Raw genomic sequence first — 18,945 nt, forward strand, 5'->3', positions numbered from 1 at the left:
GCCTGAACCCTAGTCAGATTTGTCGCCACCGGCCAGATTCTTCTTGGCGCCGGTCTTGAAGTCGGTTTCGTACCAGCCGCCGCCGCTCAGGCGAAAACCCGGCATGGACAGCTGTTTCTTGAGCTCTGGTGCCTGGCAGGCAGGGCAGTCGACCAGCGGTGCATCGCTGATCTTTTGAAGGGCTTCCAACTGATGACCACAGGAAGCACATTGGTAATCGTACATCGGCATGGGGGTGTCTCGGCGATCAGATTGCCACCGCGCGCAGGGCTTTGCGGCGAAAGAGCGGGATTATATCGATTAAATGCAGCCTGTGCAGCCGTAAGACTGCACAGGCCGCGACCTCGTTTGCAATCGCCGTTTCAGAGCGATTCGGTCGATGCAGCTTCCTTGATGCCGTTCATGACGCACACCACCCGTACAAGCGCGCTGAAATTCTTCACCCCGCCATGCCGCAGATGCACTTCACGGTCGACATGGGACAACAGCGAACTGACCGAACAGCAATTTTGCGCGGCCATCGTGCCGAGGATGTTCCAGTAAACCTGCTCAAGCCGCAGGCAGGTTGCATAACCGTTCAGACGTACGGATCGTGACGATGGCTGAACCAGTGCCATGTCGAATTCGTTGACGAACGGATCGACTTTCAATTCATGTGGCAAGCCGACAATCCTGTCGCCTCGCCTGTCTCCCTCTACCATATCGGTGACACTCCTTTGCCATCTCTGCTTGTTTGAAAAGTCACATCCTGTGGCTTTCATAAAAGCGCAGACACAAAGTTATATCCAGACGACTTATTGACCATCTCCGTAGGATAAGCCAACGATACAAGTAAGATTCCGGACAGCGCACGACCCTCGACCGACTGGCTCGTGCGCCCGGATGATTATGCTTCCAGCAACGCGCGCAGCATCCACGCGGTTTTCTCGTGCACCTGCATGCGCTGGGTCAGCAGGTCTGCGGTCGGCTCATCGCTGACCTTGTCGAGCAGCGGAAAAATGCCGCGCGCCGTGCGCGTAACGGCTTCCTGGCCATCAACCAATTGTTTGATCATGTCTTCGGCACTCGGCACACCCACTTCTTCCTTGATCGAAGAAAGACGTGCGTACGTGGCATAGGCGCCCGGCGCCGGAAAACCCAAGGCGCGAATGCGCTCGGCGATCGAATCCACGGCCAGCGCCAGCTCGTTGTATTGCTCTTCGAACATCAAGTGCAGCGTGCGAAACATCGGGCCGGTGACGTTCCAGTGGAAGTTGTGGGTTTTCAGATACAGCACGTAGGTGTCCGACAACAGACGGGATAGTCCTTCGACGATGGACTTGCGATCTTCTTCACTGATACCGATATCGATTGCCATATTTACCCCCTAACGGCGATTGAATTCATCCAACAGGTGCAGACCCACTCTAGCAAGGCAACCGACACCCCGCAGCCCTGATTGGCTGCAAACGCTGCGACAAATCGACCGACGCCATGCCGCTGGCCGGGCTGATTTGAGTAGCCGCAGGCTTTGCTGTTAAATAGGCAGTGTGTCGCCATGCCCCATTTTTCGGGGCGTTGCGCATAGGCTGATGCCGTGAACGTGTCCACCGCCTCTTATTTTGTTCCGAAGCGAACCGTGCGCCTTCAGCTCTTCCTTGTGAGCCGTCATAAACGTGAGCCAATCAAAATGTTGAAAATCGTCCACCTGCTAATGGGCGCAGCGGCCTTGCTGCTGTCGTTCATACCCAGCTTGAAATCCGAAGCCGTTCCCTACCTGCAACAACCCGATGCACTTTACCTGGCCTTTTTCGGCCTGCTTAACCTGGTGATTGCTCCAGTGATTCCTTTCTGGAACAAAGGCCCTCGTCAGCATCTGCAAAATCTGGTCAGCGCTCTTCTGGTGCTGACTGTCGTCCTGCAAACCTTGACCCTGATCGCCCCGATGCCCGTCATCGCCGGCCAGCCAGCCGTGCTGTTCACCCTGGTGATCGCGCTGGTTGCCGTGGTCTTGCATCTGGCTGTGAGCTTCTATCGTTCTTCACCGGCTGCCGCTCCAACCAGCTATGACATGACCAATCGCGATACCGGTACCGTCAAGTGGTTCAACACCTCCAAAGGCTTCGGCTTTATCTCCCGGGATTCCGGCGATGATATTTTCGTGCACTTTCGCGCGATCCGTGGTGAAGGTCACCGCGTACTGGTCGAAGGCCAGCGCGTGGAATTCTCGGTGATGAACCGGGACAAGGGCCTGCAAGCCGAGGACGTGATCGCCGCTCTGCCGCGACGCTGATCCAGGCATAAAAAAACCGCGAGCAGCCTGCTGTTCGCGGTTTTTTTACGCCGGGTGAAAAGTACCCGCGTCAGTAGTGCGGCGGCGGCGCCTCGTCTTCGAAGGACTCGAACTGGCCGACCATCTCTTCCTGGCGCTTGAGCAGGGCTGCCATCTGCAATTGCAGGCGCTCAACCACGCGCTGTTGGGCTACCAGCACGTCGTTCAATGCCTGAATGGTGTCATCCTGAAACGCCAGACGGCTTTCCAGATCGGTAACGCGTTCTTCCAGGCTCATGACTCAGCCCTCCACAAAGGTGAAATGCTCGGTCAGGACCAGTCGCAACCGCTCGCGAATGGCGGCGACCTGCTCGACACTGTAAGGCTTGGCCGGGTGCTTGCCCCAGACCGGCGCTGGCCAGGCCGCGTCATCGCGTTTACGCACAATCACATGCATGTGTAACTGGCTTACGACATTACCCAGGGTTGCGACGTTCAGCTTGTCGGCGTCGAACAGATCCTTGAGCAACTCAGCCAGTGCGGTGGTTTCCTGCCATAACTGCTGTTGATCGGCGACATCCAACTGAAACAACTCACTGATATCGTCGCGACGAGGCACCAGGATAAACCAAGGGTAATTGGCGTCATTGGACAGCAGCAGTCGGCAAAGAGGGAAATCACCGATCGTCAGCGTGTCCTGTTGAAGTCGTGAATCTAAAGCAAACACTGCGCGCACTCCCGGCTGATCTTCATTATTCAGCTTAGCGGCCCTCCTCGCGAACGGCGCGACCAAGCGACAGGACGGCAGCATACCTGCGAATGCGCCAGCCTTCACGAAGGCTTGATGACGAACCGCTGCAAACGCCCCGGGATGGGACATTTACTCGCGCCATGCACCAGCACAGCACCAAGACACACTTCAAGCGTGGAGAAATGACCGAGAAAGACTGACTCGTTCAGCATCCAGCCAGCTCTCAACTGTATGAATACCGAACAGCTGTAAAATTTTTTGCACCAAAAACGCACAGTGCGTCTACGCTCACTGCGTCAGGCATCCGCCAAATACTCACTGGCGGGGTGAACCGGTAACGTTTTTGGTTGTCACGCTCGATCCTGCGTGTGGCAACACCATAGAAGGAATGGCGTCAAGCCCTGATAAAAAGGGGCTTGGCGTCCAGCATTTATGAGGTTTTTACAGTGACAGGCGGGCGTTCAGAAAAATAACCGCAACGAAATTGCGGTTTGTGCACGCTTGTTGCATTCGTACCCATATGGACTATAAGCGCACCACGGGAAGTGGATGCCTTAAGCCCCATAAGAACAGTGGCAGGGTTGCCCGATGGAGATTCAAGTGTTTTGCCAGGGACTCTTTTTTACCGATGCAAAAAGGCCCAGAAACAGCGATAAAGTTGTCAGTCCGGCTGCATTGGTACTGTGAATTTGCGACATCCACCACGCCATTTGCGACAACGTCGTAAAGATGCTGAAAGGTTGGATCAGCAAGTATCGCCAACATTGTCGGCGTGATATAAGTTTGCGCCGACACAAAAAGAAAGAGCCGCCCAGATAATAAAACAGGTGGGACGGCAGTACTCTTCTAAAACCAAAGGAGCAAATCACGATGCGCGTGATGAAGTGGAGCATGATCGCACTGGCAGTTGCTGCAGCCGCCAGTACTCAAGTGGCTACGGCCGCACCGTTTGTAAGTGACCAGGCTGAAGCCAAAGGTTTTGTTGAAGACGCGAAACTCACCGAGACGTTGAAGAACTACTACTTCAACCGCGACAACAAGAACGGCGGCGCTGATGTAAAGGACTGGACTCAGGGTTTCCTGACCAATTTCAGCTCTGGTTACACCCAAGGTACCGTTGGTGTCGGTATTGATGCATTCGGCTACCTGGCCTTGAAACTCGATGGCGGTGACGGTACTTCCGGTTCGGGCAACATGAGCCGTAGCGACCACACTGATCCACTGAATGACTCCCGCGACGTTAATGACAGCCAAGGCAAAGCCGGCGCAGCCATTAAATTCCGCATCTCCAAAACCGAGCTGAAAGTCGGCGACCAACAGCCAAGCACTGCTCCAGTGTTCGCTATCGGCGGTTCCCGTATCCTTCCGCAAACTGCCAGCGGCTTCCAGCTGCAGAGCAGCGAGATCAAAGACCTTGACCTCGAAGCCGGTCACTTCTACTCGGCGACCAGCCAGGACAAGAACGCCCGTAACGGCGGTCTGTACTCCAACTACTCTGGCGTAGAAGCCGACTCGATCGACTACTTCGGCGGCAAGTACGGCATCACCGAAAACCTGAGCGCATCGCTCTACGGCGCCAAGCTGGAAGACATCTGGAACCAGTACTACGCCAACGTGAACCTCACCACGCCATTCGGTGGTGACACTTCGCTGAACACTGACTTCAACATCTACCGCACCACCGACACCGGTGACAAGCTGGCAGGTGACATCAGCAACACTACGTTCTCCCTGGCAACCGCGCTGTCGTTCCTGAAAGCACACACCTTCACCCTGGCCTTCCAGAAGGTCAACGGCGATACTCCGTTCGACTACATCGGTGTGGGTAAAAACAACCGTGGTGGCGACTCGATCTTCCTCGCCAACTCCATCCAGTACTCTGACTTCAACGGTCCTGGCGAGAAATCCGTGCAAGCCCGTTACGACCTGAAAATGGCCGAGTACGGCGTTCCAGGCCTGAGCTTCATGGTTCGTTACGTTAAAGGTTGGGACATCGACGGTACCGGCCTGGCTGCAAACAGCCAATACCGCACCAACACTGGCGCTCCGCTGTACGGTGAAGACGGCGAACACCACGAAACCAACTTCGAAGCCAAATATGTTGTTCAGTCTGGCCCGGCGAAAGATCTGTCCTTCCGCATTCGTCAGGCTTGGCACGTTGCCAACTCCGACCAGGGCGAAGGCGATGTCAAAGAGTTCCGTCTGATCACCGAATACCCACTGAACATCTTGTAATCGTCAGTGGTTAGTTTGGAAGCATAAAAAAAGGCCCATCTTACGATGGGCCTTTTTTATTGCCTGTCACTTGCAATAGTTGCCTGACCGACAAGTCAGGCAATTAATTAGCAACCTATCATTGTGTTACCGATTCCTGCACCACACGAATCACGCGTTGCGGAAAAGGAATATCAATGCCGGCAGTCTTTAAACGATCACGCGACTGTTCGTTAAACATGAACATCACGTCCCAGTAGTCTGCAGTTTTAACCCACACACGCAGCGAAACAGTGATCGAACTGTCGCCCAGTGTCGAAATCACGGCCTGTGGCGCAGGATCCTGCAACACACGCTCATCCTTGGCCAGATCCAGCAGCACTTGACGGGCTTTTTGCAGATCGGCTTCGTAATCAACGCCTACATCAAACACGACTTTACGAGTCGGCTGACGGTTGGTGTTGGTGATGATGCCGTTCGACAGGTTACCGTTCGGTACGATGATGGTCTTGTTGTCGCCGGTACGCAGTACCGTGTGGAAAATCTGGATGCTGTCGACAGTACCCGCCACACCTTGCGCTTCGATCCAGTCACCGATACGGAACGGGCGGAACAACAGAATCAGCACGCCACCGGCGAAGTTCGCCAGGCTGCCTTGCAAGGCCAGACCGATGGCCAGACCGGCAGCACCGATCGCAGCAACGAACGAGGTGGTTTCAACACCGATCATCGACGCGACGCTGACAATCAGCAGCACTTTGAGAATGATGTTCGCCAAGCTGCTGATAAAGCCTTGCAGGGCCAGATCGGCATTGCGCAGGGCCAGCAGACCGCCGAGCTTTTGCGTGACCTTGTTGATCAGCCACCAGCCAATGGCCAGGGTAATCACTGCCAGCAGCACGCGGCTGCCGTATTCCATGATCATTGGAATCCACGCCTGGGATGCCTTGACCAGGTTGTCCACCTCAGCATTCAAATCCATGTTCTATCTCCTGATTTCCGGCCATTCGGCACGCGAAAAATAAGCGGCAGAAACCCGCCGGGTGTACACAAAACAATGTGGGAGCGAGCCTGCTCGCGAAGGCGGTGTGTCAGTCAACTCATTGCTGAATGTCACGGCGCCTTCGCGAGCAGGCTCGCTCCCACAGGTCATCTGACCGAGCTTAGTCGCGGAAGTTGTTGAACTGCAGTGGCATGCCGAATTCCTTGGCACGCAGCGCCGCGATGGCCTCTTGCAGATCATCACGCTTCTTGCCAGTCACACGCACTTGCTCGCCCTGAATGGCCGCCTGCACTTTGAGCTTGGCGTCCTTGATGTGGCCGACGATCTTCTTCGCCAGCTCCTTGTCGATGCCTTCCTTGAGCACGGCGTCCTGCTTCATCAGCTTGCCCGATGCGTAGGCGTCTTTGACTTCAAGGCACTGCACGTCGATCTTGCGCTTGACCAGCGCCAGCTTGAGGATTTCGATCATCGCTTCGAGCTGGAACCCGGCTTCAGCGGTCAGGCTCACGGTGAGGTCCTTTTCCTTGAACTCGAAGCTGCCTTTGCCTTTCAGGTCATAACGACGATCGAGTTCCTTCACGGCGTTCTCGACCGCGTTGGTGAGTTCGTGTTTGTCCAGTTCGGATACCACGTCGAACGACGGCATGTAATCTCTCCAATAAAAAGGCGCGCTCGATGTGGATGGAGCGCGCTTGGCTTGCGGTTAAAATCGGGCTCATTATAACGGGTCTTTTCCCACCGACACGGCGAGCCGCACATGCCTGTACGCAATCGAGCAAAAAACTGATGGCCACCCCCTGGCATATTCTCGGCGCTGGCAGTCTCGGCACACTGTGGGCCACACGTCTGGCTCGCGCCGGCCTGCCGGTCAGACTGATCGTGCGCGATGCCGAACGCTTGCAAAGCTATCAGGCTGCGGGCGGCTTGACGCTGGTGGAGCAAGGTGTGGCGAGCAGCTATGCGGTTCCCGGCGAAACACCCGACAGTCCCGAGCCGATCCGCCGTTTGCTGGTGGCCTGCAAAGCCTACGACGCCGAAAACGCCGTCGCCCGCCTCGCCCCACGACTGACAGCGGACGCCGAACTGATCCTTCTGCAAAACGGCCTCGGCAGTCAGGACGCCGTCGCCAACCGTGTGCCAATGGCACGTTGCATCAGCGCTTCAAGCACCGAGGGTGCATTTCGCGATGGCGACTGGCGCGTAGTGTTTGCCGGCCACGGCTTCACTTGGCTGGGCGACGCTGGCCATCCGGTTGCACCGATCTGGCTGGACGATCTCGACGCCGCGAAAATCCCCCACGAATGGAGCACCGATATCCTCACGCGCTTGTGGCGCAAACTGGCACTCAACTGTGCGATCAATCCGTTGACCGTGCTGCACAACTGCCGCAATGGTGGCTTGCAGGCGCATCACTGCGAAGTCGCCACGTTGTGCGCTGAACTGGCCGAATTGCTGGAGCGTTGCGGCCAACCCGCCGCCGCCGACAATCTGCAGCAGGAAGTCGAACGGGTGATCCACGCGACCGCCGCCAATTACTCCTCGATGTATCAGGACGTCGCCAACCAGCGCCGCACCGAAATCAGCTATCTATTGGGCCACGCCTGTAAAGTCGCCGCCCGCCATCAACTCAACCTGCCGCACCTCAACCAATTACAGCAGCGACTCGTCAGCCATCTACGCAGCCTCGGATTGCCCAGCGACTGAGCAGCGGCTACGCTGGCCACTTGTTCCTTTGCTGCGATAAACCTGATGCCATTGCGCCAGCGTCTCGAAAACCTGCCGGTCGGCCAGAAACTGCTGGCCGCCCTGCTGGTGCTGTTGACCACTGTTCTGCTGGTCGCCAACCTGACCTTTATCAGCGCCGCCTATTACATCTCTCAGGAAAGCATGGCGCCGCAGGCCTTGCAAACCATCGGCCGACTGATTGCCAACCCGAGTCTGGTCAGCGAAGCCCTGCAATCGCCGCAGAGCGCCGAACGCCTGCTCAAGGAACTCGACAGCTATTCGCCACTGCGCGCTGCCGCGTTGTATGACGGCAAGGGCGAACGCCTTGCACAAGTCCAGCGCGGCGACAAACTCAACCTGCCGGAACGCTATCGGCATGTCGAAGCGTGGCAACTGACCGAGTTTCGCAGCAACCAGTTGATCACCCTGCCCCGCCCCGGCACCGCACCGGGCCACTTGTTGCTGGTGGCCAGCAGCGAACTGCCGATGGCCTTCTACACCGGCACGCTGACCGCCAGCCTCGGCATTCTGATTTTCAGTGTGTTGCTGTGGCTGGTGATTGCCCGGCAGATCAAACGTCTGATTACCCGCCCGATTCATCAGTTGGAAGAGCTCTCGCGCCAGGTCACCCGCGAAGAAAACTACGCTCTGCGCGCCTCACGCGGCAACCACGACGAAATCGGCAGCCTCGCCGAAGCGTTCAATACCATGCTGTCGCGCATCGAAGCCCGCGAGCAGCAACTCAAGCGCGCCCGCGATGACTCGCAAGCCGCCTACGATCAGGCACAGGGGCTGGCCGAGGAAACCCGCCACACCAACCGCAAACTGGAACTCGAAGTCCAGGTGCGCAGCAAGATCGAGAAGAAGCTCACCGGTTTCCAGAACTACCTCAACAGCATCATCGACTCGATGCCCTCGGCGCTGATCGCCCTCGACGAGCAACTTTACGTCACCCAATGGAATCAGGAGGCCAGCGCCCTCTCCGGCACGCGACTGGACGAAGCGCTGAACCAACCGATCTTTCTCGCCTTCGAACCGCTCAAGCCGTTTCTGCCGCAACTCAAGCAGACCGTCGAACAGCACACCGTAGCGAAAATCGAGCGGGTAACCTGGTTCAAGGATGAAGAACCGAAGCATTACGCGCTGACGTTCTATCCATTGATGGGCGGTGCCGGGCGTGGCGTGGTGATCCGCATCGATGACATCACCCAGCGTCTGTCGCTGGAAGAAATGATGGTGCAGTCGGAAAAAATGCTCTCGGTCGGTGGCCTCGCCGCCGGCATGGCCCACGAAATCAACAATCCGTTGGGCGCGATCCTCCACAACGTGCAGAACATCCGGCGACGCCTGTCCGCGGATCTGCCGAAGAACCTCGAAACCGCCGAGCAACTGGGCATCGAACTGGACACGGTGAACCGCTACCTGCAGGGCCGCGAAGTGCCGCAATTGCTCGATGGCATTCAACAGGCCGGCGCTCGGGCAGCGAAAATCGTCACGCACATGCTCAGCTTCAGCCGTCGCAGTACCCGGCAAATGGCGCCGTGCGATCTGCCGGCACTGATCGATCAAGCCGTGGAAATCGCCGGTAACGACTTCGACCTGGCCATCGGCTTCGACTTCAAGGGGCAGGCGATCATCCGCCAGTTCGACCCGGCGCTCGGCCCGGTGCCGGGCACCGCCAACGAACTCGAGCAAGTACTGCTCAACCTGTTGAAAAATGCCGCGCAAGCCATTCACCAGCGTGAAGACGATAGCGAGCCGGGACGAATCATCCTGCGCACCAAACTCAATCCGCCATGGGCTGAAATCCAGGTCGAAGACAACGGCATCGGCATGAGCGAGAACGTGCGCAAACGCACCTTCGAGCCGTTCTTCACCACCAAGGAAATCGGCCAGGGCACCGGGCTCGGCTTGTCGGTGTCGTATTTCATCATTACCAACAATCACAAAGGGCAGATGGAGGTGCAGTCGGCACCGGGCCAGGGCACGTGTTTCACCTTGCGCCTGCCGTTGACGCCACCGCTGCCCATCGCTGCCGAAACCAATCAATTATCGAGGTAACCCATGGGCTTTCGCCTGTCGAAAATCTACACCCGCACCGGCGACAAAGGTGAAACCGGCCTGGGCGATGGCCGCCGTGTACCCAAGGATCATCCACGCATCGAGGCGATTGGCGAAGTCGACACGCTGAACAGTCAGGTCGGCGTGTTACTGGCCGGGTTGCTGGCCGAGCGCGAGACGTATCCGGGGCTGAATGAACTGATCGAGGTGTTGGCGCCTTGTCAGCATCGCTTGTTTGATCTGGGTGGCGAGTTGGCGATGCCGGCGTATCAGGCGTTGAATGCGACGGAAATCGAGCGGCTGGAAGCAGCGATTGATGTGTGGAATGAGGAGCTGGGGCCGCTGGAGAATTTCATCTTGCCGGGCGGTTCGATGCTGATTGCGCAGGCGCATGTGTGCCGGAGCCTGGCGCGGAGTGCCGAACGGCGTTGTCAGCATTTGAATGCGATCGAGCCGTTGGCCGGGGTTGGGCTGGCTTATATCAATCGGTTGTCGGATTTGTTGTTTGTGGCGGCGCGGTTGATTGCGCGGCGGCAGGGGATTGCGGAGATTTTGTGGCAGCCGGCGGCAAAACCTGCAGAAATCTAGCGCCTGAAAGATCGCCTTCGCGAGCAGGCTCGCTCCCACATTTGATTGCATTCCAACTGAAGAAATCCGATCAACTGTGGGAGCGAGCCTGCTCGCGAAGAGGTCGGCAGCCTTTACAGAGAATCCGGCCAGAACGCGCGAATCCCCGCCACACCTTGAGCGCCGTGGCCCCAGGCTTTTTCGCGCTCCGCCGGGCCAACCCCACCCAACAGAAAAACCGGCTTACTAAAGCCTTCGATCAACGTCGAAGCCTGCTCCCAGCCCAGCGGCTGCGCATCCGGGTGAGTCAGCGTCGGCTGCACCGGCGACAGCGTGACGAAATCCACGCCCATCTGTTCCGCCAGTGCCAGTTCTTCAGCGTTGTGGCACGACGCCGCCAACCAGCGCTCCGCCGGTAACGGCCGCCCCGCCGCGGCGTATTTGCGCAACTGCGCAGAGGTGATGTGCCAGCCGGCAGAGGGGAAATCACCGAGCCATTCGAACGGCCCCTTGATCATCAGTTGCGCCTTGCCCGCACACAGCCCGGCCGCATCGACCGCCAGATCGCGATACTTGGGGTCATAGCCGTTCGGTGCGCGCAGCTGGATCAGTTTGATCCCGCCGGCAATCGCCTTCTGGATACCGCGCAGCAGAGCCGGGGTTTCCAGATCCTCAGGGGTAATCAGGTACTCCGCCGGCAAACGCGCCGCCGCAACGATCGGCTGGTTGGCGGCCGGGAACTCGTAGTTCGCCAGTTCTTTCGCGGTAACCCAGGCCAATGGCTGGCCTTCGGCACCGTGGGGCTCGCCGGTGAATGCCGAGACTTCCCAGACATCCAGCAACACCTGCTTGTCCGGATAGTCGTGACGGACTTTGATCAACGGCCGTGCAGCGCCAACGACGATGCCCAACTCTTCGTGCAGCTCACGGGCGAGCGCGCTTTCGACCGACTCGTCGGCCTCGACCTTGCCGCCGGGAAACTCCCACAAGCCGCCTTGATGCTGGGTGTCGGCACGGCGGGCGATGAGGATCTTGCCGCTGTCGTCACGGATGACAGCAGCGGCGACGTGTACGCGTTTCACGGAATCAACTCCTCCAGCCCAGCCTTTTGCCACGCTTTGAAGGCGGGCCATTGGTAGACGGTTTCAACATAGGCTTGGTCGGCGGCCGGCAGCTGCACTTGGTAGGTGCGCAGACGCACGGCAATCGGTGCGAAAAAGGCGTCGGCCAGACTCACACGACCGAACAGGTACGGCCCGCTCTCGGTCGCGGCGGCGCGGCATTCGGCCCACAGCGCGAGCATGCGCTCGATGTCGACCTTCACTTCTGGCGGCACCGGGTTCAGCGGCGCGTCATGGTTGAGGTTGAACGGCATGTGATTGCGCATGGCGAAAAAGCCGCTGTGCATTTGTGCGCAGGCGGACCGGGCTTGGGCACGGGCGAAAATATCGTTCGGCCAGAGCTGTTCGGACGGGAACTGTTCAGCGAGGTATTCGGCAATCGCCAGGGAGTCGGCAATCGTGCCGCGCGCCGTTTGCAGCAGCGGGACTTTAGCGGTTGGCGAATGCTTGAGCAGCAACTCGCGGGTGTCGGGCTTGCCGAGTTTGATCAGTTCTTCGCTGTAGGGTGCGCCGGTCAGCTCGAGTGCCAGTGCGGCACGCAGGGACCAGGAGGAAAGCAGTTTGTCGCCGATGATCAGGTGCAGGGACATGGTGTGGCGCCTTTTCGTCAGAGGAGAATCCTGGAGACTTGCATTCTTTGAGCTGCCGTCTTCGCGAGCAGGCTCGCTCCCACATTGGATCGTGTTGCCACAAATCCTCTGTGGGAGCGAGCCTGCTCGCGAAGAAGCGACCCGGTCTTGGATCAGGTGCGGTATTCAGCGTTGATCTTCACATACTCATGCGACAGGTCGGTGGTCCAGATGGTTTCGCTGCAATCGCCGCGACCCAGTTCGATGCGGATAGTGATCTCTTCCTGCTGCATCACCGCCGAACCCTGGGCTTCAGTGTAGGTCGCCGCACGGGCGCCACGGCTGGCGATGCACACCTCGCCAAGGAACACGTCGATTTTGCTCACGTCCAGATCCGGCACGCCGGCACGACCAACGGCAGCCAGAATGCGGCCCCAGTTCGGGTCGGAGGCGAACAGCGCGGTCTTGATCAGCGGCGAGTGCGCCACGGTGTAGCCGACGTCGAGGCATTCCTGATGGTTGCCGCCGCCGTTGACTTCAACCGTCACGAACTTGGTCGCGCCTTCGCCGTCACGCACGATGGCCTGGGCCACGTCCATGCACACTTCGAACACCGCTTGCTTCAGTTTTCCGAACAGCTCGCCTTCAGCGCGGCTGATTTCCGGCAGTGCGGCCTTGCCGGTTGCGATCAGCATGCAGCAGTCGTTGGTCGAGGTGTCGCCGTCGATGGTGATGCGGTTGAACGACTTGTTCGCGCCATCGAGCATCAAGTTGTGCAGGACGTCACGGGAGACTTTGGCGTCAGTGGCGATGTAGCCGAGCATGGTCGCCATGTTCGGGCGGATCATGCCTGCGCCTTTGCTGATGCCGGTGACGGTGATGGTCACGCCGTCATGCTCGAACTGGCGGCTGGCACCCTTTGGCAGGGTGTCGGTGGTCATGATCCCGGTAGCAGCGGCTTCCCAGTTGTTTTCCGAGAGGTCGTCCAGCGCGGCTTGCAGCGCGCCTTCGATCTTCTCGACCGGCAGTGGCTCGCCGATCACGCCGGTGGAGTACGGCAAAATCTGCTCGGCAGCAACGCCGGTCAGCTCGGCCAGTTTGGCGGTGGTACGTTCGGCAGCGGCCAGACCCGGCTCGCCGGTGCCAGCGTTGGCGTTGCCAGTATTGGTCAGCAGGTAACGCACGGCATTTTGTACGCGTTTCTTCGCCAGGATCACCGGTGCGGCACAAAAGGCGTTCAACGTGAACACACCCGCCACGGTCGAGCCTTCGGCGCAGCGCATTACGACAACATCTTTGCGCCCGGGGCGCTTGATGCCGGCCGAGGCGATACCGAGTTCAAAACCGGCAACCGGGTGCAACGTTGGCAAAGGACCAAGACCAACAGCCATGAATGCGCTCCTTACTCAATGATGTCAGCACCGCCACGCGCAGTGACGGTGGTTTAAATGGCAAAACGCCGCGACGGCAGGAGCCGGTCGCGGCGCGGGTATTTCAGCGATTGAAACGGGTTTTACTGGATCTGCCCGTGGCAATGCTTGAATTTCTTGCCCGAACCGCAATAGCACAGTTCGTTGCGGCCCAGCTTCTGCTCGTTGCGAACCGGGGCGGTGGCGAGGGCCACATCGACCTCTTCACCCAATACTTCCGGTTGCTCCAGACCTGGCGCTTCGGCGTGTTCGAACTGCATGCGGGCGGCCAGTGCTTCGGCTTCCTGACGCAGGCGTTGCTCTTCGGCTTCCGGATCTTCGCGGCGAACCTGAACGTGCGACAGCACACGGATCGAGTCGCGCTTGATCGAATCGAGCAGTTCGGAGAACAGCGTGAACGACTCGCGCTTGTATTCCTGCTTCGGGTTCTTCTGAGCGTAGCCACGCAAGTGGATACCGTGACGCAGGTGATCCATGGTCGACAGGTGGTCTTTCCACAGGTCGTCCAGCACGCGCAGTACGATTTGCTTCTCGAACGAGCGCAGTGCGTCGGCACCGGCCTGGTCTTCTTTCTCGTTGTACGCCGCCATCAGCTCGGTCATGAGCTTCTCGCGCAGGGTTTCTTCGTACAGGTGATCGTCTTCGTCGAGCCATTGCTGGATCGGCAGCTTCACGCCGAAGTCGCTGGCAATCGTCGCTTCCAGACCGGCCACGTCCCACTGCTCTGGCAGCGATTGCGGTGGAATGTGTGCGCTGACGGTGGCGTTGAGCACGTCCTGACGGAAATCGGCGATGGTCTCACCGATGTTGTCAGCGGCCAGCAACGTGTTACGCATGTGATAGATCACTTTACGCTGTTCGTTGTTGACGTCGTCGAACTCGAGCAGTTGCTTACGGATGTCGAAGTTGCGGCCTTCAACCTTGCGCTGCGCCTTCTCGATCGCGTTGGTCACCATGCGGTGTTCGATCGCTTCGCCCGGCTGCATGCCCAAGGCTTTCATGAAGTTCTTCACCCGATCAGAGGCGAAGATACGCATCAGGCTGTCTTCCAGCGACAGGTAGAAGCGGCTCGAACCGGCATCACCCTGACGACCGGCACGGCCACGCAGCTGGTTGTCGATACGACGGGATTCGTGACGCTCGGACGCGATCACCTGCAAACCGCCGGATTCCAGCACTTGCTGGTGACGCTTCTGCCAGTCGGCCTTGATCTGGGCAATCTGCTCAGGGGTCGGGTTTTCCAGCGACGCGACTTCAACTTCCCAGTTACCGCCCAACAGAATGTCGGTACCACGACCGGCCATGTTGGTGGCGATGGTCAGTGCGCCCGGACGACCGGCCTGCGCGATGATCTCGGCTTCTTTTTCGTGGAACTTGGCGTTGAGAACCTTGTGTTCGATGCCTTCCTTCACGAGCAATGCGGACATGTGCTCGGAGGTTTCGATGGTCGCAGTACCCACCAGCACCGGACGACCGGCAGCCATGCTTTCCTTGATGTCCGTAACGATCGCCGCGTATTTCTCTTCGGCGGTGAGGAACACCAGGTCGTTGAAGTCTTTACGCGCCAATGGTTTGTTCGGCGGAATGACCATGACTTCCAGACCATAGATCTGGTGGAATTCGAACGCTTCTGTATCGGCCGTACCAGTCATGCCGGACAGCTTGGTGTACAGACGGAAGTAGTTCTGGAACGTGGTCGAAGCCAGGGTCTGGCTCTCGGCCTGAATGTTCAGGCCTTCTTTGGCTTCGATGGCCTGGTGCAGGCCTTCGGACAGACGACGCCCCGGCATGGTACGACCGGTGTGTTCGTCGACCAGTACGACCTGGCCGTCCTGCACGATGTATTCGATGTTGCGATTGAACAGTTTGTGCGCACGCAGACCGGCATACACGTGGGTCAACAGGCCCAGGTTATGCGCCGAGTACAGGCTCTCGCCTTCAGCCAGGAGGCCGACGCGGGTGAGCATGTCTTCGATGAACTGGTGACCGGCTTCGTTGAGTTCGACCTGACGGGTCTTCTCGTCAACGGTGTAGTGGCCAGCCTTGGTGACTTCGCCTTCGACTTCTTCAACGTGCAGTTCCAGCTGCGGGATCAGTTTATTGATCTCCATGTACAGCTTGGAGCTGTCCTCGGCCTGACCGGAAATGATCAGCGGAGTACGCGCTTCGTCGATGAGGATGGAGTCGACTTCGTCGATCACGGCAAAGTTGAGTTCGCGCTGGAATTTTTCTTCCATGCTGAACGCCATGTTGTCGCGCAGGTAGTCGAAACCGAATTCGTTGTTGGTGCCGTAGGTGATGTCGGCGGCGTACGCCAGACGTTTCTCTTCCGGGGGCTGGAACGGCGTCACGACGCCGACGGTCAGGCCGAGGAATTCATACAGCGGACGCATCCAGTTGGCGTCACGACGCGCCAGGTAGTCGTTCACCGTCACAACGTGCACGCCCTTGCCGGACAGTGCGTTGAGGTAAACGCCCAGCGTTGCCACGAGGGTTTTACCCTCACCGGTGCGCATTTCGGCGATCTTGCCTTCGTGCAAGGTCATGCCACCGACGAGTTGCACGTCGAAGTGGCGCATACCCATAATGCGCTTGCCGGCTTCGCGGGCGACCGCAAAGGCTTCTGGCAACAGCTTGTCGAGGGTTTCCCCTTTGGCGATGCGGGCCTTGAACTCATCGGTCTTGGCGCGCAATTGATCGTCCGAAAGGGCCACCATTTGCTCTTCGAAGGCATTGACGAGCTGCACCGTCTTGAGCATGCGTTTGACTTCACGCTCGTTCTTGCTTCCAAAAAGTTTCTTTAACAAAGGCGCAAACATATCGGCAGGATCTTCCACACTAAAGGGATGGAGGGCGGCCCCGTGAGCGTCGCCCGTGCAGCCCTCATGGCCGCATGCGAACGAGCATTCTACCCGGAAACGGAAGTGAGGAAAGTGGCGATGTTCCACGATGCTGGCACTGCGCTTTGACGGGGCTCACTTAAAATAGGGGCGTTTTGCTCAACTTCAAGTCATACAAGGCAGAAGTTAGTCGTTGATTTAATGGGTAAAGCGGGGGCAAAAGCAATGGGCGAGTGATTTCGGCCTTTCTGCTACCATGGCGTTTCTGTTACTTCAGGTGTTCGATCATGGCATTTCGCCCTCTTACGGCCAGAGCACCCGCCGTTCTCCTGCGCGAAGCCAAGCCGCTCAAAGCCATCCTCGGCCACGCCCAGCGACTGGGTCATTTGCAACGCCTGCTCGAAAGCCAATTGCAACCTGCAGCCCGCGAACACTGCCATGTAGCGTCGTGGCGCGAAGGCAGTCTGTTGCTGATCGTCACTGATGGCCACTGGGCCACACGCCTGCGTTACCAGCAAAAACGCTTGCAGCGGCAATTGCAGATGTTTGATGAGTTCGCCAGTCTGACGCGGATTCTGTTCAAGGTGCAGCCGCCTACAGTGCAGCGCGGGGCGGCCGGGCACACGATGGATTTGTCCACGGATGCGGCGGCTACGATTCAGGCCACGGCGGACGGGATCAGTGATCCGGGATTGCGCGCGGCGTTGGAGCGCCTGGCGGCGCACGCCAAAAACAAATCCTGACAGCTATCAATAATTGTAGGAGTGAGCCTGCTCGCGATAGCGGTGAAACAGTCGACATTGTCGTGACTGGCATACCGCAATCGCGAGCAGGCTCACTCCTACATTAGATCAGCGGCGTTTGCTGCCACCGAGCAATGAGCCCATCAAGCCGCGCACCAATTGCTTACCGAGGTTATTGGCAGCCTGACGCATGGCCGACTTCAACGCCTGCCCTGCCGCCGTACCGAGAAACTCCCCTGCCCTGTCGGCAAGGCTTGGCTCTTCAACCGCTGGCTTGCCGGCGGGTGCCTCGGCCTCAGGCGCCAGGCCTTTACGGCCCATGAGAATTTCATACGCCGATTCACGATCAATCGGCTTGTCATAGCGCCCCTTGAACGGCGAGCCGGCGATCAATACCGTGCGCTCGGTTTCCGTCAGCGGCCCGATCCGCGATTGCGGTGGCGCCACCAGCCCGCGCTGAACCATTTCCGGCGTGCCTTTCTCGGTCAGCGTGCCGACCAGCGCTTCGCCAATCCCCAACTCGGTCAGCACCGACAAACTGTCAAACGCCGGATTCGGCCGGAAGCCGTCCGCCACCGCGCGCAGGGATTTCTGCTCTTTGGCGGTAAAGGCGCGCAAGCCATGCTGGATGCGCAGGCCAAGCTGCGCGAGCACGTCATCAGGCAAGTCCGCCGGCGACTGGGTGACGAAATACACGCCAACACCTTTGGAACGAATCAAGCGCACCACTTGCTCCAGCCTTTCCTGCAAGGCCTTCGGCGTATCGCCAAAAAGCAAATGCGCTTCATCGAAAAACAGCGCCAGCAGCGGTTTATCGGCATCGCCGCGCTCCGGCAACTGCTCGAACAACTCAGCCAGCAGCCACAACAGGAACGTCGCGTAGACCTTCGGCGCCTCGTGTACCAGACGACTGGCGTCGAGCAAGTGAATGCGCCCACGGCCATCGGCGGTCGGCTGCAAAATGTCTTCAAGTTGCAGTGCCGGCTCGCCAAACAATGCTTCGGCGCCCTGCTGCTCAAGAATCGCCAGGCGGCGCAACAGCGCCTGACTGGAACCGGTGGTCATCAGCGCCGCGTCTTCGCCCAACAGTTGCGGGTTGTCCTTGAGGTGATTAAGCAGCGCCTTCAGATCTTTCAGATCGAGCAACAACAGGCCTTCGCGGTCGGCAACTTTGAACGCTGCGTAGAGCGCTGACTGCTGGCTGTCGGTCAGCTCCAGCAGACTGCCGATCAGCAGCGGGCCCATTTCGCTCAACGTGGTGCGCAACGGATGACCGGACTCGCCGTGGATATCCCACAAGGTCACCGGGTACGCCTGCGCTTTGTAATTGAGCCACGGCATCCCGGCAATGCGCTCGGCAACCTTGCCCTGCGGGTTGCCGGCCGCACCGAGGCCGCACAGATCACCCTTGATATCAGCGGCAAACACCGCGACGCCGGCGTCGCTGAACGCCTCGGCCAAACGTTGCAAGGTGACGGTTTTACCGGTACCGGTGGCGCCGGCGACCAGTCCGTGGCGGTTCGCCAGGCGCATGGCCTGACCAATCTGTTGCCCCGCGAGGTCGGCGCCGATTACGAGTTGCGATGAGTCAGGCATTTTGTCACCCAATGGTTAATCTTTGATTCTGCATGGCCGATAAAGAAGAGTGAGAGACCCGACCACAAGTCAGG

The 18,945-nt window shown here is 58.7% G+C and carries 18 protein-coding genes; 6 read left to right on the plus strand and 12 right to left on the minus strand.

What is annotated here, in order from left to right; translation table 11 throughout:
• Positions 1–9: 9 nt before the first annotated feature.
• The 3 genes from CCX46_RS23720 to CCX46_RS23730 all read right to left on the minus strand — a co-directional run bounded on the left by CCX46_RS23720 (position 10) and on the right by CCX46_RS23730 (position 1,357).
• The gene (locus CCX46_RS23720) at positions 10–231 is read right to left on the minus strand and encodes an FmdB family zinc ribbon protein (RefSeq protein WP_127929517.1); all 222 of its coding nucleotides are present in this window, start codon (positions 229–231) and stop codon (positions 10–12) included.
• A 131-nt stretch (positions 232–362) separates the two neighbouring features.
• Positions 363–701, minus strand: coding sequence for a ribbon-helix-helix domain-containing protein (locus CCX46_RS23725; RefSeq protein ID WP_127929518.1), 339 nt, complete (start codon positions 699–701; stop codon positions 363–365).
• Positions 702–886: 185 nt separating this feature from the next.
• On the minus strand, positions 887–1,357 hold the full coding sequence (locus CCX46_RS23730; RefSeq protein WP_034153422.1) for a Dps family protein: 471 nt from the start codon (positions 1,355–1,357) through the stop codon (positions 887–889).
• Positions 1,358–1,669: 312 nt separating this feature from the next.
• Between CCX46_RS23730 and CCX46_RS31025 the strand changes: the two genes are divergently transcribed.
• Positions 1,670–2,272: a cold-shock protein gene (locus CCX46_RS31025; protein ID WP_007912746.1), complete on the plus strand. Its 603-nt coding sequence runs from the start codon at positions 1,670–1,672 to the stop codon at positions 2,270–2,272.
• Positions 2,273–2,342: 70 nt separating this feature from the next.
• Here CCX46_RS31025 and CCX46_RS23740 read toward each other — a convergent pair whose 3' ends face one another.
• Both CCX46_RS23740 and CCX46_RS23745 read right to left on the minus strand, forming a co-directional pair.
• A complete protein-coding gene (locus CCX46_RS23740) occupies positions 2,343–2,549 on the minus strand; it encodes a SlyX family protein (protein WP_038366649.1) in 207 nt (68 codons plus the stop codon).
• A gap of 3 nt (positions 2,550–2,552) precedes the next feature.
• Positions 2,553–2,978, minus strand: a complete 426-nt coding sequence (locus tag CCX46_RS23745; protein ID WP_127930443.1) for an HIT domain-containing protein — start codon at positions 2,976–2,978, stop codon at positions 2,553–2,555.
• A gap of 894 nt (positions 2,979–3,872) precedes the next feature.
• Between CCX46_RS23745 and CCX46_RS23750 the strand changes: the two genes are divergently transcribed.
• The gene (locus CCX46_RS23750; protein WP_127929519.1) at positions 3,873–5,237 is read left to right on the plus strand and encodes an OprD family porin; all 1,365 of its coding nucleotides are present in this window, start codon (positions 3,873–3,875) and stop codon (positions 5,235–5,237) included.
• Positions 5,238–5,355: 118 nt separating this feature from the next.
• Here the strand turns inward: CCX46_RS23750 and CCX46_RS23755 are convergent, their stop codons facing one another.
• Positions 5,356–6,198, minus strand: coding sequence for a mechanosensitive ion channel family protein (locus CCX46_RS23755; RefSeq protein WP_127929520.1), 843 nt, complete (start codon positions 6,196–6,198; stop codon positions 5,356–5,358).
• A 181-nt stretch (positions 6,199–6,379) separates the two neighbouring features.
• Complete coding sequence (locus CCX46_RS23760) at positions 6,380–6,865, minus strand: YajQ family cyclic di-GMP-binding protein (RefSeq protein ID WP_007912755.1); 486 nt, start codon at positions 6,863–6,865, stop codon at positions 6,380–6,382.
• Between the two features lie 140 nt (positions 6,866–7,005).
• Here CCX46_RS23760 and CCX46_RS23765 point away from each other — a divergent pair, with 140 nt between their 5' ends.
• The 3 genes from CCX46_RS23765 to CCX46_RS23775 are packed head-to-tail and all read left to right on the plus strand — an operon-like array spanning position 7,006 to position 10,593.
• Complete coding sequence (locus CCX46_RS23765; protein ID WP_127929521.1) at positions 7,006–7,923, plus strand: putative 2-dehydropantoate 2-reductase; 918 nt, start codon at positions 7,006–7,008, stop codon at positions 7,921–7,923.
• 45 nt (positions 7,924–7,968) lie between these two features.
• Complete coding sequence (locus tag CCX46_RS23770) at positions 7,969–10,005, plus strand: sensor histidine kinase (RefSeq protein WP_127929522.1); 2,037 nt, start codon at positions 7,969–7,971, stop codon at positions 10,003–10,005.
• Between the two features lie 3 nt (positions 10,006–10,008).
• A complete protein-coding gene (locus tag CCX46_RS23775) occupies positions 10,009–10,593 on the plus strand; it encodes a cob(I)yrinic acid a,c-diamide adenosyltransferase (RefSeq protein WP_127929523.1) in 585 nt (194 codons plus the stop codon).
• 113 nt (positions 10,594–10,706) lie between these two features.
• Here the strand turns inward: CCX46_RS23775 and CCX46_RS23780 are convergent, their stop codons facing one another.
• The 4 genes from CCX46_RS23780 to secA form a co-directional block, all read right to left on the minus strand.
• Positions 10,707–11,654, minus strand: coding sequence for a Nudix family hydrolase (locus CCX46_RS23780; RefSeq protein WP_127929524.1), 948 nt, complete (start codon positions 11,652–11,654; stop codon positions 10,707–10,709).
• Positions 11,651–12,283, minus strand: a complete 633-nt coding sequence (locus tag CCX46_RS23785; protein WP_127929525.1) for a glutathione S-transferase family protein — start codon at positions 12,281–12,283, stop codon at positions 11,651–11,653. Before CCX46_RS23785 ends, CCX46_RS23780 begins: the two co-directional genes overlap by 4 nt.
• 152 nt (positions 12,284–12,435) lie before the next feature.
• The gene (gene argJ, locus CCX46_RS23790; protein ID WP_127929526.1) at positions 12,436–13,653 is read right to left on the minus strand and encodes a bifunctional glutamate N-acetyltransferase/amino-acid acetyltransferase ArgJ; all 1,218 of its coding nucleotides are present in this window, start codon (positions 13,651–13,653) and stop codon (positions 12,436–12,438) included.
• Between the two features lie 122 nt (positions 13,654–13,775).
• Positions 13,776–16,511, minus strand: coding sequence for a preprotein translocase subunit SecA (secA, locus tag CCX46_RS23795; RefSeq protein ID WP_127929527.1), 2,736 nt, complete (start codon positions 16,509–16,511; stop codon positions 13,776–13,778).
• 308 nt (positions 16,512–16,819) lie between these two features.
• Between secA and CCX46_RS23800 the strand changes: the two genes are divergently transcribed.
• Positions 16,820–17,275 (plus strand): DUF721 domain-containing protein, encoded by a 456-nt coding sequence (locus CCX46_RS23800; RefSeq protein WP_127929528.1) that lies wholly within the window; start codon positions 16,820–16,822, stop codon positions 17,273–17,275.
• Between the two features lie 108 nt (positions 17,276–17,383).
• On the opposite strand, the gene CCX46_RS23805 is transcribed toward CCX46_RS23800, so the two are convergent.
• On the minus strand, positions 17,384–18,871 hold the full coding sequence (locus CCX46_RS23805) for a helicase HerA-like domain-containing protein (protein ID WP_127929529.1): 1,488 nt from the start codon (positions 18,869–18,871) through the stop codon (positions 17,384–17,386).
• Positions 18,872–18,945 lie beyond the last annotated feature (74 nt).

It is taken from the genome of Pseudomonas sp. RU47 (assembly GCF_004011755.1).
GTDB lineage: Bacteria > Pseudomonadota > Gammaproteobacteria > Pseudomonadales > Pseudomonadaceae > Aquipseudomonas.

Bases quoted from the DNA above. Each gene is read 5' to 3' on its own strand.
- CCX46_RS23720 (WP_127929517.1), bottom strand. From the start codon at position 231: ATGCCGATGTACGATTACCAATGTGCTTCCTGTGGTCATCAGTTGGAA.
- CCX46_RS23725 (WP_127929518.1), bottom strand. From the start codon at position 701: ATGGTAGAGGGAGACAGGCGAGGCGACAGGATTGTCGGCTTGCCACAT.
- CCX46_RS23730 (WP_034153422.1), bottom strand. From the start codon at position 1,357: ATGGCAATCGATATCGGTATCAGTGAAGAAGATCGCAAGTCCATCGTC.
- CCX46_RS31025 (WP_007912746.1), top strand. From the start codon at position 1,670: ATGTTGAAAATCGTCCACCTGCTAATGGGCGCAGCGGCCTTGCTGCTG.
- CCX46_RS23740 (WP_038366649.1), bottom strand. From the start codon at position 2,549: ATGAGCCTGGAAGAACGCGTTACCGATCTGGAAAGCCGTCTGGCGTTT.
- CCX46_RS23750 (WP_127929519.1), top strand. From the start codon at position 3,873: ATGCGCGTGATGAAGTGGAGCATGATCGCACTGGCAGTTGCTGCAGCC.
- CCX46_RS23755 (WP_127929520.1), bottom strand. From the start codon at position 6,198: ATGGATTTGAATGCTGAGGTGGACAACCTGGTCAAGGCATCCCAGGCG.
- CCX46_RS23760 (WP_007912755.1), bottom strand. From the start codon at position 6,865: ATGCCGTCGTTCGACGTGGTATCCGAACTGGACAAACACGAACTCACC.
- CCX46_RS23765 (WP_127929521.1), top strand. From the start codon at position 7,006: ATGGCCACCCCCTGGCATATTCTCGGCGCTGGCAGTCTCGGCACACTG.
- CCX46_RS23770 (WP_127929522.1), top strand. From the start codon at position 7,969: ATGCCATTGCGCCAGCGTCTCGAAAACCTGCCGGTCGGCCAGAAACTG.
- CCX46_RS23775 (WP_127929523.1), top strand. From the start codon at position 10,009: ATGGGCTTTCGCCTGTCGAAAATCTACACCCGCACCGGCGACAAAGGT.
- CCX46_RS23785 (WP_127929525.1), bottom strand. From the start codon at position 12,283: ATGTCCCTGCACCTGATCATCGGCGACAAACTGCTTTCCTCCTGGTCC.
- argJ (WP_127929526.1), bottom strand. From the start codon at position 13,653: ATGGCTGTTGGTCTTGGTCCTTTGCCAACGTTGCACCCGGTTGCCGGT.
- secA (WP_127929527.1), bottom strand. From the start codon at position 16,511: ATGTTTGCGCCTTTGTTAAAGAAACTTTTTGGAAGCAAGAACGAGCGT.
- CCX46_RS23800 (WP_127929528.1), top strand. From the start codon at position 16,820: ATGGCATTTCGCCCTCTTACGGCCAGAGCACCCGCCGTTCTCCTGCGC.
- CCX46_RS23805 (WP_127929529.1), bottom strand. From the start codon at position 18,871: ATGCCTGACTCATCGCAACTCGTAATCGGCGCCGACCTCGCGGGGCAA.